Source organism: Nitrogeniibacter aestuarii, from assembly GCF_017309585.1.
In the GTDB taxonomy this organism is placed as follows: Bacteria; Pseudomonadota; Gammaproteobacteria; order Burkholderiales; family Rhodocyclaceae; genus Nitrogeniibacter; species Nitrogeniibacter aestuarii.
Genome location: NZ_CP071321.1, coordinates 1,971,648 through 1,985,966, shown reverse-complemented (window position 1 = coordinate 1,985,966; position 14,319 = coordinate 1,971,648). Strand labels below are relative to the sequence as shown.

At 63.1% G+C, this 14,319-nt stretch carries 14 protein-coding genes; 4 read left to right on the top strand and 10 right to left on the bottom strand.

The window, feature by feature from the left end; translation table 11 throughout:
* Positions 1 to 69: 69 nt before the first annotated feature.
* Positions 70 to 894 (bottom strand): SHOCT domain-containing protein, encoded by an 825-nt coding sequence (locus J0W34_RS09180; RefSeq protein ID WP_230971459.1) that lies wholly within the window; start codon positions 892 to 894, stop codon positions 70 to 72.
* 261 nt (positions 895 to 1,155) lie between these two features.
* Positions 1,156 to 2,433 (bottom strand): glucosylglycerol 3-phosphatase, encoded by a 1,278-nt coding sequence (gene stpA, locus J0W34_RS09175; protein ID WP_230971458.1) that lies wholly within the window; start codon positions 2,431 to 2,433, stop codon positions 1,156 to 1,158.
* Between the two features lie 395 nt (positions 2,434 to 2,828).
* On the opposite strand from stpA, the gene J0W34_RS09170 reads away from it, so the two are divergent.
* A complete protein-coding gene (locus tag J0W34_RS09170; protein WP_227814823.1) occupies positions 2,829 to 3,500 on the top strand; it encodes a hypothetical protein in 672 nt (223 codons plus the stop codon).
* Positions 3,501 to 3,567: 67 nt separating this feature from the next.
* On the opposite strand, the gene J0W34_RS22215 is transcribed toward J0W34_RS09170, so the two are convergent.
* The 4 genes from J0W34_RS22215 to J0W34_RS09155 form a co-directional block, all read right to left on the bottom strand.
* Positions 3,568 to 3,702, bottom strand: a complete 135-nt coding sequence (locus J0W34_RS22215; protein ID WP_265332579.1) for a hypothetical protein — start codon at positions 3,700 to 3,702, stop codon at positions 3,568 to 3,570.
* Positions 3,703 to 3,824: 122 nt separating this feature from the next.
* Positions 3,825 to 4,679, bottom strand: coding sequence for a hypothetical protein (locus tag J0W34_RS09165; protein ID WP_230971457.1), 855 nt, complete (start codon positions 4,677 to 4,679; stop codon positions 3,825 to 3,827).
* 106 nt (positions 4,680 to 4,785) lie between these two features.
* On the bottom strand, positions 4,786 to 6,276 hold the full coding sequence (locus J0W34_RS09160) for a carboxypeptidase M32 (RefSeq protein ID WP_230971456.1): 1,491 nt from the start codon (positions 6,274 to 6,276) through the stop codon (positions 4,786 to 4,788).
* Positions 6,277 to 6,356: 80 nt separating this feature from the next.
* Positions 6,357 to 7,223: a DUF1206 domain-containing protein gene (locus J0W34_RS09155; protein WP_230971455.1), complete on the bottom strand. Its 867-nt coding sequence runs from the start codon at positions 7,221 to 7,223 to the stop codon at positions 6,357 to 6,359.
* Positions 7,224 to 7,396: 173 nt separating this feature from the next.
* On the opposite strand from J0W34_RS09155, the gene J0W34_RS09150 reads away from it, so the two are divergent.
* Together J0W34_RS09150 and J0W34_RS09145 are read left to right on the top strand one after the other, a co-directional pair.
* The gene (locus J0W34_RS09150; protein ID WP_230971454.1) at positions 7,397 to 8,281 is read left to right on the top strand and encodes a transglutaminase family protein; all 885 of its coding nucleotides are present in this window, start codon (positions 7,397 to 7,399) and stop codon (positions 8,279 to 8,281) included.
* A 103-nt stretch (positions 8,282 to 8,384) separates the two neighbouring features.
* Positions 8,385 to 10,019: a methyl-accepting chemotaxis protein gene (locus J0W34_RS09145; protein ID WP_230971453.1), complete on the top strand. Its 1,635-nt coding sequence runs from the start codon at positions 8,385 to 8,387 to the stop codon at positions 10,017 to 10,019.
* A 102-nt stretch (positions 10,020 to 10,121) separates the two neighbouring features.
* Here the strand turns inward: J0W34_RS09145 and groL are convergent, their stop codons facing one another.
* From groL to J0W34_RS09125, 4 genes are all read right to left on the bottom strand, one after another.
* Positions 10,122 to 11,744, bottom strand: coding sequence for a chaperonin GroEL (gene groL, locus J0W34_RS09140; RefSeq protein ID WP_230971452.1), 1,623 nt, complete (start codon positions 11,742 to 11,744; stop codon positions 10,122 to 10,124).
* Between the two features lie 35 nt (positions 11,745 to 11,779).
* Positions 11,780 to 12,097, bottom strand: coding sequence for a co-chaperone GroES (locus tag J0W34_RS09135; protein ID WP_227814830.1), 318 nt, complete (start codon positions 12,095 to 12,097; stop codon positions 11,780 to 11,782).
* A 191-nt stretch (positions 12,098 to 12,288) separates the two neighbouring features.
* Positions 12,289 to 12,864 (bottom strand): PEP-CTERM sorting domain-containing protein, encoded by a 576-nt coding sequence (locus J0W34_RS09130; RefSeq protein ID WP_230971451.1) that lies wholly within the window; start codon positions 12,862 to 12,864, stop codon positions 12,289 to 12,291.
* 158 nt (positions 12,865 to 13,022) lie between these two features.
* Positions 13,023 to 13,655, bottom strand: a complete 633-nt coding sequence (locus tag J0W34_RS09125; RefSeq protein ID WP_230971450.1) for a hypothetical protein — start codon at positions 13,653 to 13,655, stop codon at positions 13,023 to 13,025.
* A 224-nt stretch (positions 13,656 to 13,879) separates the two neighbouring features.
* On the opposite strand from J0W34_RS09125, the gene J0W34_RS09120 reads away from it, so the two are divergent.
* Complete coding sequence (locus J0W34_RS09120; RefSeq protein WP_227814833.1) at positions 13,880 to 14,317, top strand: hypothetical protein; 438 nt, start codon at positions 13,880 to 13,882, stop codon at positions 14,315 to 14,317.
* Positions 14,318 to 14,319: the final 2 nt, after the last annotated feature.

The following is a 14,319-nucleotide window of genomic DNA, read 5'->3' as shown; positions in this document are numbered from 1 at the left end:
CGCCCGAAATGAAAAACGGCACCGCTGCCCGAAAGCAACGGCGCCGTTCGACCGATCCGGCGTCGGCGATTACAGACGCGAAAGCAATTCGCTTTTCTTGGTGGCGAATTCCTCGGCGCTGATGACGCCCTTGCTCTGAAGGTCGGCCAGACGTTCGATGGTGGCAAAGATGTCGTCGCTATTGCCGCCCGCCGCAGGCATGGGGGCAGCGGCCGGCGCCGGGGCCGCGCTCGGTGGCGGGCTCACGGGCTGATTGACGTGCAGCCCGTTTCGCGACACCAAAGGCAGTGACGACAGAATGACCGTACCGTACTGGCTACCGAACACGATGTCGCTACCGTAGCCCTGCTGTTGCGAGAAGCCACCGATGTTGTGGTCGAGCGTGTCATACACCCACACTTCGCCACCGGTCTTGACGGCCAGTCGACGCGCGTTGGCGAAGTAGGCGTAGCGCACATTGTTCTGCGCGCCGGTGGCATTCGGGCTGCCCAGGTCCTGCGGCCACCAGTTGTCTTCCGGGTCCGGCACGAACAGGCTGGATGCGCCCATGCCCGCGCCATTGGCCTGGTGCTGATAGCCGCCGCCGCTCTGGCTCTGCGACTGAAAGCTACCGGAGCGCAGCAAGCCCGGCTGATTGGCCAGAATGTTGCTGATCTCGGAGCACAGACTGTCGACCCGTCCCTTGAGGTAGTTGTTGAACATGTCGCCGAGCATGATCATGCCACCGAGCATCCACTGGCCTGAGCCACCGAATTCGCCATGGCTGAACTGGGCCTGACTGCCGTTGCCGTTGAGCACCGCGAACATCATGTGGGTGACGGCGTCGGTGCTGAACCCGTGGCGGGCGGCCAGATCATTGACGATCGCTTGGCCTTGGGGCGTGAGTTGTTGCATGAGGGGTTCCATCCGAGTGGGCCGGGCGCGGAGCCGGCCGGGTGATTCGCTGGCAGCAGGACCGCGATGGCCGCCAGGCATCCCGTGATCGCAGGTGATTGTCGCTGCGTGATTCGCGGGAGGACTTCGTTGAGGCAAGCATGCTAACACCGGCTTGCGACAATTCCGCGACGTTGCGGGAATTAATTTTCAAACTGCACCGAATCGGTGCATCATCGCGACAATTTCAGGTGTTTTTGACGAAATTAACGTCAGGTTGATTCACATCTCACGCCGCGACACGTTTCTCAGGCGCGCAAGTTCGCCGAAAAAGCGCAGGTACTGTCGATGCCCTTCGGCAAATATGAGATCGATGGCCAGTGGATCGGCAGCATCCGAAATACCCTCAAGCGCACGACCGGGGGCGTCTGCAAGGTATTCGAGCCGAACCCCCGGTCGTCGAATCTCGCCAGCGCTGCTATCGACAAAGGCCACCACATTGCCGCTGCCAAACGCATCGCCCAGCGCCTGCACCAGGGTCAGGAAGCCACGATCACTGCCCCCCCTTACCCGCCGCGCCGCATCGTCCGGATCGGGCGCGGAGGTGAGCGTATCGCCCACGCCGAGAATGCACGGCATCAGGGCCGGATCAAAAGCCTCGCGGGCAAGCGACACAAGCGCTTCGTGCCCCTGGGGTGCGTTTCGGGCGTTGAAACCCTCGCCCAGCGGAAACTCGCCAGTGAGGCGCTGGTAATAACGATTGAGCAACACCAGGACGCCCACCTCCTTGACACCACCACGCAGCATGAACTGGAAGTCGGTCGTCCCAGCCTGCCCGTCGAGCGCAGGTTTGAGTCGCTCCCCGTGAGCATCCCGCCCGAGGTTGGGCGCGTAGTGGACGAAAAAGGCATCGCCCAGTCCGGCAGCCTCGGCCGTGGCCAACAGACCCTCGCACCACTTCGCGGCCTGATGCTGCAAGAACTCGTAGGCCCCCGGCTGGTGGTTCAACGCTTGAAACGCGGTGTTGAGATTGAGTGTCGGCGAGACCGGGTTGTCGAGCACGCACCGCGCGACCAGATCGCGACGGTCGGATTCGGATAGATCGAACGGTGGGGCCTGGAGCACCGAACTCAACCAGTCGCTCGCCATGGCGGGCACCTGTGCCAGAAACGCCAGCTCCGCCTCACTCACACCCGGATGATCGACCTGCCCTCGACAATCCTGGTACTGGACGCCACCGGCCGCGAGGCCCGGCAGGTAGAGGCCCTCTTCCGCCGCATCAAGCCCGCCACAGGCAGCCTCCACCAGACGGTTAACCCCCCGGCTGCCAATGTGCTCACCATTGGTCAGCACAAAGAATTCGCCATCAAGCTGGCGCGCGGCGTGCAGATAGGACAGTTCGATCTCTCGTGTGAGCGGATCGTGCACGAGGTCCATGCACACCCCGTCCAGATCCTGAATCACGAGCAACCGCTCGACCGTACTCAGGCGCGGCAGGAAGGCTGCATTGTCGATTGAAGGTCGGGTCCGGCGGGTCGAATCGGGGCAGAGATCGGGCATTCGGAGAAAGTCGCAGTGCTCATGGGAGCGGTCCACCATACCTGCCGCGGTCGAAAGGTTTCAAACCGTGACGGTCTCCGGGTGCCGGAAAGGGGCAAAGCCGCAATAAATGATGGATCGCGATGCTTAACGGGTCAGCGCACGAATCGGGCGAAAAATCACCATCAAAATACGCCTTTTGCATCGGGAACACTGGGCACCGGTTCCACAAAGAATAAAAGCCCCTGAAGGCTGTTTTCAGCACATGCCAAATAGATAGCAAATATCTTGAAACAACGCTTAACCTGCGCATGCCAACGTGTTACAAAGCGTGTTGGTCGTGCTTGACACTGGCAAAACGCCCAGAGGAAAGCTGCGCCGAAACACTCCTCGACAAACAAGAAAGGACTCGATCCATGAAGAAGCTGTCTCATTCATTTGTGGCGTTTGCGCTGAGCGCATCTGCTTCATTTGCGCTGGCAAACGCCGGGGCGCCAACCACGATCGCCCAGTGTCCGGCTTACTTCGAGCCCGCCAAGGTCGAACTTACAGTGCAGCTGTCTCATGTGGCCGACTGTCCGGCGCTTGAGCAACGCTCGACGCGACGCCTGATCGAGCGCCACACGGTCGGCGCCACCTACGCCTATCCGGCGGTGCCGGGCACGTGTCTGGTGGGCAGCGGCTTGACCGGGGTGATCACCATGCTCAACACGGGTCACAAGATCCTGGTGGAGGGTGAGACAGCCTCGGCCCAGCGCATCTTCCCGGAGGCTCAGGCCGTCGATAACGGTCTGTTCGTCAGCGGCGTGAACCAGAATGGCCCGTTTGCCTCGGGCGCCACCACCTCGGTGGTGACACTCTGGGGTACCAGCGAGTGGTTCTTCGTGCAGATCGTGACCGAAGACCGCTTCACCATCGACTACTCCACCTTCCCGGCACCCGATGTCGAAGAGTTCACCATTCTGGGTTCTCGCGGATACCGCTCTGTCACCGGTCGTCTGGTGGGTACCTCAGCCTTCCATACCGGCCCGGGCGAACCGATCTCGAACGAGACGGTGAACATCGGCGGTACGGTCTGCATGCGCTGATCAGCTCGATGCGCAATGAAAAAGGGCCGGCATGACCGGCCCTTTTTTTCGTCTAGAAGAACGGTACCTAAACCCGGGTACCCGACATCGTGCTCATGCCGTCCTTGTCTTTGGCTTTTGATCCTGTGCATCCATCGGCAACCGCCGATCCGGTGCCAAGCGTAAAGAACGCCGTGAGCAACGCAGCAACAAAACGCTTCATGTGTTCTCCCTTCAGACTGGGAAATTTCACTGTAGTCGGCCAAACCCGTCGGGGCAAGAAATCAATCGAAACGCAGCCGGCAGACGGTGTTGAAGCCCCTTTATGGACATGGCCTGCGGCGTTCATGCCACGGGTGCAAGGCCAGGCCGCGCTCTCCGAGGCAGATAGAATCTGAAATACAGCAGCGCTTCACAGGCGATCGCCATGGCGAGGCCGACGGCGTAGAGCGCAATGCTCAGATACACGCCGGCAAAAAGGGCAGCCGTCTGTTCATGCATGGCCTCGGTGAAAATCTGCGGCACCGATTTGTCGAGTTGGGAAAAGTCCGCCCGAGCGCCAGCGCCGGCCAGCACGCTCATGACCGACTGCGCGCCAAAGGCGGCAAGATCGCCGCTTGCCCGTGAATCGGGGCTCTTGACGACCTCGGGCAGCGCGTCGAGCGCACGACCGAATGCCTGCGTGAGCGCGAAAGCGCCCGCCTTGTAGAGCAGCCCGTTGAACAAGCGCGCCTTGAGGCGCTCGGAGAACGAGTCGTCCGCAGGCTCATAGAGCAGATCCTGAACGATGGGGCGCACCAGATCGCGGGCCGTGACGGTCATGTCGTCACTGAGCGGAGCAAGACGCTCGGCCATGGCCTGGCGAAGACCGGGCATGGCCGCAACCAGTGCGGGCTTGAGGGCATCTTCGATCAGACGGTCACAGACCCTGTGAGCACCGAACGCGGCCCCGCTTGCTGCGCCGGCAAGGGGCAAGAGACACAGAACCAGGGGGTACCACAGCTTCGCGCCGAGATTCCAACCCCGGTGGTCGCGCCGCAGCACCCCGCTGCGATAGGCCAGGACCACGAACAACACCGCGAGCACGACACCAAGGCCTGCGAACAGGACGGCAAAGGTCGTCATCGAGCCCAACAACCCGGTCAGGAAGGGTCCTGCGCCACTGGCGGCTTGCCAGGCGTCTCCCAACGAATAATCCATGCTTCGAAACCCGCGAAATATGCCATTTGAAAATGAAGGCGCGAGTATCTCCGGTTCCCGACCGCGCGTCAAAACAGGGGTCGGGAAAATCGTCAGGAGCCGTCACTCAACTCAGGTAGCGGGCCTCCAGGTGAGCTCTGAAATGCCGAGCGTCCAGCGGCTCGCCACTGGCCCGGCGAGCCAGTTCGGCGGTCTCCCACCGGCTGGCCTGCGTCCACAACTGCGCCCGGTGCCAGTCGAGAATATCGGCCAGTTCGCCCCGGGCGATGCAGGCATCCATGTCGGGCAGGGTCTGGCGGATGGTCGCCGCCCATTGCGCTGCATACATGGCACCCAGCGTGTAGCACGGGAAATAGCCGAAGGCGCCTTTGGTCCAGTGGACATCCTGAAGACAGCCATTGCGAAAGTCGCCACGGGTATCGACGCCGAGGAGTGCCGCCATTTTTTCATCCCACGCGGCGGGAATATCCTCGGCCTGCATCTCATCGGCGATGAGGGCGCGTTCGATCTCGTAGCGCAGGATCACATGCGCCGGATAGGTCACCTCGTCCGCCGCGACGCGGATCTTGCCGCGCTCGACCCGGGTCAACAGGCGCGCCAGGTTCTCTGGGGCGAACGCCGGCTGGTCACCCAGATGAGCCACGAGCAGTGGCGAAAGCACCCGGGCAAAGGCCGGATGCCGGGCGATCTGCAATTCGAAGAACAGGCTCTGGCTCTCGTGAATACCGAACGATCTGGCCCGGCCAATGGGCCGTCCCGCCCACTCGGCGGGCAGGTTCTGGCTGTAGCGGGCATGGCCGCATTCATGAATGGTCGCCATCAGCGCCTGCAGGCAGTCCGCCTCGTCGTAGCGTGTGGTGATACGGACATCTTCGCTCACACCGCCGGTGAAGGGGTGTGCGCTCACATCGAGTCGGCCCTTCTCCCAGTCGAAGCCGAACAGATCCAGCACCGCCTCGCTGAGCGCGCGTTGAGCGGCCACCGGAAACGGCCCGACCGGTTCGATCAGGGGAATGCGGGTCTGCCGCGTGCAGGCCGCTTCGATCAGGCCGGGCAGCCAGGACTTGAGTTCGCCGAAGAGCTGGTCGATGTGTGCGGCGCGAGTGCCCGGTTCGTAGCGATCGAGCAACGCGTCGTAGGGATCGAGTCCCGTCCGCTCGGCCAGCAGACGTGCCTCGGTACGCACGAGCTCAAGCAATGGACGGAAGTTGTCCAGGAACCCGGGCCAGTCGTTCGCCGGCCGTTGCGTGCGCCAACCATGCTCGCACCGGCTCGATGCCAGCGAAACGGCCTCGACATGATCACCGGGCAAGGCATTGGCGTCCATCCAGTCCCGGCGCATTTCGCGAAGGTCTGCACGCTGCACGGCATCGAGATCCGCCTGTTCGGCAGCGTCGAGCCAGGCCGGCAAGCGCGCATCGGTGCGCATGCCGTGCATCAGTGCAGACAGCTGGGCTTCAGCCTGAGCGCGCGCCGCGTGACCGCCCGGAGGCATCATGGTGTGGCGGTCCCAGCCGACAATGGCGGCGAGATGGTCAAAGTGGTAGAGGCGCCGGTAGTGATCGACCAGCGCCTCGTATGCAGACAAGGTGGACATGAGATGTCTCGACAAGAGTGATTCCCTGATGCTGACAGAACTTGCGCAGGCATGTTCCGCCAGCGCGTCCCGCTCTGCCGTCAGCCGTCGCCCGGACCGTCAATCTCGCGGAAAGCGGATTCAATGAGGCTGTAAAGCCCGAAGGCCATCAATCCGCTCCCCATGGCGCCCAGCAGCCACGCCCCGAACGGCTGCGCCGCAATCCCTTGCAACACTTCGCGCAAGCCGCCCGCTTCATCGGGTTGCTGAGTCAGGCCTGCATGGATCGCCAGCGCGCCAATGAACACAAGCGCCAGGCCACGCGCCACGAGGCCGAACTTGCAGATCGGGGCCAGCAGTGTGAGGGTGCGGCGCGAGAGCACCAGCGGATCGGCGAACCGGATGCCGAAACTGCGCACGAAGTGAGTCGTGCCCACGATCACGACGCAAACTCCTGCGCCGGCCACCAGCCACGAGCCCCCCGGCCAGCCCAGAACCATGGCCGACAGGCTGCGGACGGAGGGCCCGTCTTGCCCCGAATCGGACGCAAAGGCATGGGTCGCCAGATAGCCTGCATAGACGCCCAGCCCACCGTGGGTGCAGGCACTGATGAACAACCCGGCACGGGCCGCAAGCGCACGCGGGCCATCGCCTTTGTCGTCGGCATCGAGCAGCGACTGACATAGCCGCCACAGCGCATACCCCCCCAGACCGGCCGTGAGCACCCACAGCAAGGCAGTGCCACCCGTTGCGCCCAGCACATGACGCAGGGCGGCACGGGTATTGGCCGTATCACCGCCCCACCCTGCGGCGCGAAACAGCGCCAGGGCGCCAATCACCAGATACACGATGCCACGGGAGGCATAACCGAGCTTGGCCATGAGCACCAGCCACAGCGGCGCGTCGCTGCGCTGCACCGCGCTGGCAGCGTCGTCGATACCCCGCGAAACAATTCGTTGGACGGTCAAGCGACACTCCTGTGTGTACCATCCACGCATCGTGGTGGTTTTACTGTCAGACGCGGCGCGTGCCAGCGCGTTCGATGGGTGCGCAAAAACAGGATACGTCCTACAGTCGGCACATCGCGCCTGACGCACACTCTGGCCATCGCATCACGCAGGCTTTTCTGGAGCACTTTTTCATGGCCCGTCTTCGTATCGTTCACACCACCAAATACCTCTACAACGAACCGGTGCAGTTCAATGAGCACCGCTTCATGTGCCGCCCACGCGACAGCCACGATCTGCGCCTGCTCGACACCAGCCTGGTCATCAGCCCGCCCGCGACCACCCGCTGGGTACACGACGCCATGGGCAACTCGGTCGTGGTGGCTCATTTCGATGACATGGGCACCGAGCTGATGTTCGAATCCAGTTTCGTGGCCGAGCATTTCCCCCAGGCACCGGACACCAGCCTGATCGAACCCTTTGCCGAACAGCTTCCGTTCAGCTACGACGCCAGCGAAATGCCGGATCTGGCGCGCTATGTGGAGCGCCACTACCCCGACCCCGGTCATCAGGTCGATGCCTGGGTGCGCAATGTGCTCGCGCGCGTGGGCAACAACACCCTTGATGTACTCATCGCCATCACGCAGGACATCAAGGCCCAATTCACCTATCAGGCGCGCGACGACGAAGGCACACAGACGCCGGTCGAAACCCTCACCCTGGGCACCGGCAGTTGCCGCGACTTTGCGCTGTTCATGATGGAAGCCGTGCGCAGTCTCGGGCTCGCCGCCCGCTTCATTTCGGGCTATCTCTACGATGAGTCCCTGCTGGGGGCGGAAAGTGGCGTGGTGGGCGGCGGTGCAACCCACGCCTGGGTGAACGTCTACCTGCCCGGCGCCGGCTGGCTCCCCTTCGACCCCACCAACGCCATCGTTGGCGGGCAGAACCTGATTCGTGTGGCCACGGCACGCGATCCGTCGCAGGCCGCCCCCCTGACCGGCAGCTACGTGGGCGCCGGCAATGCCTATCAGGGCATGACCGTCAATGTCGAAGTGAGCGTCGAAGAGACACCGGCCTGATCGCACCTGCCCCGCCCTGCCCGAGTAAAAGATCAACCCTGCCCGACATCTGCCGTAGATAGTGGAATGAAACACCGGCCAGAGGCCGGGCAGGAGATCACTCATGAACATCCGCACCCGGCTCGTCGGCGCCTTTCTGGCGCTGGCGACGATCACCCTGCTGTGTGGCGCAGCCGGGTTTTTCTTCGTGCACAAGGTCGGCAATGACGGCCTGCTGGTGGGCGAACACAATGCGCCACTGGTCGATGCGGTCATGGAAGCCAAACTTCTGGCCACCGAAGCGCACCTCAAGTTCGAGGAAATCATGGGCGGTGACGACGCTGAGTCGATTGAATCCGTTCGACAACGCATGGCCGATGCGCGCTGGTATATCGTCGCCATCGCCGAAGGCGGTCAAAACGAGGAAGGTCACTTTTTCCCGATCACGCAGCCCGAGGGTCGCTTCCTTCAGGCCAAGGCGCTCGAGCAGTTCGACCGCCTGAGCGAGGCCCTCGACAAGCGTTACGCCAGCCGTGGCCAGAATCTGTCCGAAGCGTCCTTTCATGCCATCGACGCCGAGTTCGATGCCACCTTCGACAGCTTCATCACCGAAATCGACAAACTCGAAACGGCGATTCAGACCGAAGTCGCCCAGGCGCTGGACCACCTGCGGGGCGCGATTGACGAGAGCAACATCACGCTTGGCGTTCTGGTGGCCATTGCGGTCATTGCCGGCTTGATCCTGGGCCAGATCACGACCCGTGCCATCACGACGCCGCTGAGCGAATGTGTGGACCTGGCCAAACGGATCGAGCATGGCGACCTGACCGCATCCCTCGATATCCGCCGCAATGACGAGATCGGCCAGCTCATGCACTCGCTCGACGGGATGCGCTCGGGGCTGAGCACAATGATTGCGCGCCTGCGGGACAACATCAACGATCTGAACCGTTCAGCCAAAGTGCTTGAGGCTTCGGCGGGCAGCAGCGAACAGGCATCGACCGAGCAATCGGACGCCGCCACCCACATGGCGGCCTCGGTCGAACAACTGTCGGTCTCCATCGACCATCTGGGCGAGCGTGCGCACGACGCCAATGAGGTCTCAAAGGCCTCGTCGAGTCAGCTCGATGAAAGCGGCAAGATCATCCAGAACGCGGCCGACGAAATGCGCACCATCGCAGGTGCCGTCACCGAAACAGCGAAGACCATCAGCGAACTGGAAGGCTATTCGGACCAGATCTCGTCCATCGTGGGCGTGATTCGTGCCATTGCGGACCAGACCAACCTGCTGGCGCTCAATGCCGCCATCGAGGCAGCACGCGCCGGCGAGCAGGGACGCGGGTTCGCGGTGGTGGCGGACGAAGTGCGTGACCTGGCCGAACGCACCGCCAACTCCACGCGGGAGATCACCGACACCATCGAGAAGATTCAGCACGGCACCCACCGTGCCGTCGAGGACATGCGCTCCGGCGTCACCAAGGTCGATGAAGGCGTCAAACTCACTCAGGCCGCTGGCGCCTCGGTCTCGACCATCCGGCAAGGTGCCGATCAGGTGGCGAACTCGGTCGCGGACATCACATCGATCCTGGTCGAGCAATCCGGCGCCACCCGCGACATTGCCGCGAGCATCGAGCGCGTGGCGAGTTCGGCGGAACAGAGCCGGACCATGGTGGTCGAGACCGCACGCTCGGCGCGTTCACTGGCCGACATGTCGCGCACACTGGAGGAGATGGTCTCCGGATTCAGGATCGACCGCTAAACAACGGAACAGCAACAAAAAGCCGGTGCGGCCCCACGGCCAGCACCGGCTAGACAAAGTTGAATGCACGGGCGCTTCGGGCGCCCGTGTCGCCCTATCGGATCAGTAGTCCATGTCGGGCATGGCCGGCACGCCCGCCTTGTCCTCCTTGGGGGCCTCGGCGACGGTGGCATCCGTGGTGAGGATCAGCGACGCGACCGACGCCGCGTTCTGCAGGGCGGTCCGGGTGACCTTGGTGGGGTCGATCACGCCGATCTCGACCAGATCACCGTAGCTGCCATCGGCCGCGTTGTAGCCCTGGTTGCCATCGCCCTCTTCCACCTTGGCCACGACCACCGAGGGCTCATCGCCCGCGTTGGCGGCAATGGCACGCAGCGGTGCTTCGAGCGCGCGCAGCACGATCTGGATGCCGGCCTCCTGATCATGGTTGGCGCCCTTGAGCTCACCGATCGCCTTGCGCGCCCGCAGCAGGGCCACACCACCGCCGGGCACGATGCCCTCTTCCACGGCGGCGCGGGTGGCGTGCAGGGCGTCGTCGACGCGGTCCTTCTTCTCCTTCATCTCCACTTCGGTGGCGGCGCCGACCTTGATGACGGCCACACCACCCGCCAGCTTGGCGACACGCTCCTGGAGCTTTTCGCGATCGTAGTCGGAGGTGGCCTCCTCGATCTGGGCGCGGATCTGCTGCACGCGCCCCTCGATGGCCGACTGCTCGCCTGCCCCGTCGATGATGACCGTGGACTCCTTGCGCACCTCGACCCGCTTGGCCTGACCGAGTTCGGCCAGGGTCGCCTTCTCGAGCGACAGGCCCACCTCTTCGGAGATGACGGTGCCGCCAGTGAGCACCGCAACGTCTTCGATCATGGCCTTGCGACGATCGCCAAAGCCCGGCGCCTTCACAGCCGCGACCTTGAGCACGCCGCGCATGCTGTTGACCACCAGCGTCGCCAGCGCCTCGCCTTCGATGTCCTCGGCGATGATGAGCAGCGGACGCCCGGCCTTGGCCACTTCCTCAAGCACCGGCAGCAGGTCACGGATGCTGGAGATCTTCTTGTCGAAGAGCAGCACCAGCGGATCATCAAGCACGGCAATCTGCTTGTCGGGGTTGTTGACGAAATACGGTGACAGGTAGCCGCGGTCGAACTGCATGCCTTCGACCACATCCAGCTCGTTCTCGAGGGACTTGCCCTCTTCGATGGTGATCACGCCTTCCTTGCCGACCTTCTCCATGGCCTGGGCGATGATGTCGCCGATGGCCGTATCGGAATTGGCGGAGATGGCCGCCACCTGGGCGATTTCCTTGCTGGTATCACAGGGCTTGGAGAGCTTGGCCAGCTCTTCGACCACGGTGGAGACGGCGGCGTCGATGCCGCGCTTGAGATCCATCGGGTTCATGCCGGCGGCCACGTGCTTCATGCCCTCGCGCACGATGGCCTGAGCCAGCACGGTGGCCGTGGTGGTGCCGTCACCGGCCACATCCGCGGTCTTGGAGGCCACCTGCTTGACCATCTGAGCCCCCATGTTCTCGAACTTGTCCTTCAGTTCGATTTCCTTGGCCACCGACACGCCGTCCTTGGTGATGTGAGGCGCGCCGAAGCTGCGCTCGAGCACCACGTTGCGGCCCTTGGGCCCCAGGGTCACCTTGACCGCATCGGCCAGGATGTTGACGCCCTTGACCACGCGTTCGCGGGCGCTGTCGTGAAAGTGAACAATCTTTGCAGCCATGTGTTTCAACTCCTTCTGATTGACTCGTGTCGGCCTCAGGCCGCCTTGCGCTCGGCAGCGGCGTCATACTCGATGACGCCCATCACGTCGTCTTCGCGCATCACCAGCACTTCCTCGCCGTCGATCTTGACGGTCTGCCCGGCGTACTTGCCGAACAGCACCCGATCGCCGACCTGAACCTGCATGGCGACCAGCTCGCCCTTGTCGTTCAGACGGCCCGGCCCGACGGCGAGCACTTCACCCTGCTCCGGTTTCTCGGCCGCGTTGTCGGGGATGACGATGCCGGACGCGGTCGTACGCTGGGCCTCGACCCGCTTGACGATAATCCGGTCGCGTAGAGGACGAATCTGCATGGGATCACTCCTTAACGATTTCATATCACCAATAAAACAATGCACGACGCATGAGCACCGCAGGCTGCGAGCCCATGCGCGCAGGCATTCAGCGCCTGCTGGATCGTTTATTGGGGATCGTCGAAAAGGATTTCAAGCGCCCTGAAGCAGATTTTTTTCAGGGACCGAGAACGCCCCGCTGGGCGCGCCGATCAATTGCGGCGACGGCGCAACAGCGAGCCGATCAGCAACATCCCGGCACCGAGCATGAGCGCACTCGAAGGCTCGGGCACCACGCTCACGTTGAGCACCAGCCGACCGCCGGGGGTGGGATATCCGACCTCGGTCCAGTCGACGGCAATGGCGGTGCTGGTATAGGTAATCCGGTCCATGGTCATGCCGACCATGTTGGTACTTGTGTCGATGAAGACGTTGGTGATGGGGGCGTCGAAGTTGTAGAGCAGTACGCCGTTGCGAATGAACAGCCCGGCATCGTCCAGAGACACCACCGAGGGGCTCCACGGCGATGGCGCACCGAACTCGTTGAAGATGATCTGACTGTCGTTGCCGCTGACAGTGAAGTAGTTGGCCGACAAATCGGCAAAGTGGTCTTCGCTCACCCCGGCCACGAATTCGCCAGGACTGCCGCCGGTCACGTACGGGTCACCGTAAGCATAGTACTGCCAGCTGATCTGGTCGCCCGTAAGCCCGGCGTGCGCCAGCATGGGCGCGCCAAGCAGTGCGCCGAGCACAACACAATGGCGAATCGATTTCTCAACGGTGTGCACAGCAATCTCCCCATAACCGTCCCGAGCATCGATCTGACGCCAGACTGCACAAGCGCAAGACCCCTCGAAGGAGTATGGTCACGCTGCCTGAAAATGACAGCCGGGAATTGCAACCGGGTTTTGAAACCCGCGGCAGGCACGACCCGCGGGCGAGAACCTCAGGGCAGGATCAGTCGCTCGATGCGTCCGAAGCGATAGATCACCGGCGCACATTCGGGCTCGGTCAGCTCGCGTGGTGACAGCGGGCACGGGGGTTCGCGACTGCCGTCGGCAGCGAGGGTGTCATCCTCGGCCACCGATCGCCACACCCCGTCCCGAACCGGGCGAAACTGCCATTTCACATAACCCTTGCGAGCGGCCAGCGCCATCATGTCGCCGCGATCAGGGGCTTCCGAGACGAGATGATCCTCGTCACCGGGCATGAACGGGTTATCGCCAAAGGCCTGTCGGCATTCGAGGGCTTCCTGTTCCGAGGCGCCGATGGTGTTGCAGCCGCGTCGGTCACGGCGCTCGATGTCCCAGGCACCAAGTTGCCAGGCGGCATCGAGCACGCTCGCCTCGATATCGTCGAAGCGCGTCCAGCGGGTGTTGAACTGCAAGGCCGAGCCCGGTATTGACTGCTCATGCAGGGGCGCGTGCGGCTGGGCGTAGTGCCGCGCCTTGCGGAAGCCGTGCCAGTGCAGCATGAGCAAGGCCGGCGTGTCCGGCCAACGGGGCACGGTGACGGTGACGGCATACAGCGGCAGGCGCATGCCGCTGATCTGTTCCAAGATGGTCGCCAACATGTTCATGGCCATCCTCCCTGCAAACAAAACAGTCGAACCTGACGACCCGCCCGCGCGGGCCAACACCAAATTTACCCACAGCCACCGGACGCTTCAAGATCCCCGCCGGTCGATTACGCCGCCCCGCCCCCCATCGCACGTGGTTGCGACCCTGCGCCGCAGTCGATGCCGGGCCGCTTCCCACGCGTCTGCCTTAGAATGAACAGCTCCATTCATCGGCGCCGTGTGCAATGAAAGTGCTTCCCAAACTCAAAGTCTGGCAATGGTTGCTCGTCTTTCTGGTCGCGGCCTGGTTGATCGACTGGGTCATCCAGCGACCGGACTCGCGCACCCGTGAGCTCAATGCAGCCATCGCCGCCGAGGGCAGCGAGGCCCTGAAGAACTATCCCTACCCCTTTCATGTGCTGCGGGTCGAGGACGGCAAGGCCGTGATGGGCACCCCGCGCAGCCGGGAAGTGTCCGTGGGCAAGGCGATCTCGATCATCTATCCGGACGTCAATGTGCTCGACACCAACGATGCGGCCTTCATCCACGCGCAAAAGGAACTGGCCGGGCTTCAGTTCGAGGCCAAGGACATCGTGCTTCGACAAGCGGGCATCAAGACCGTGGTGTGGGAAATCGACCGCCGCTGGCTGGGCAGCCACGGCGTTGACGTCCCCAAGGATTGAGC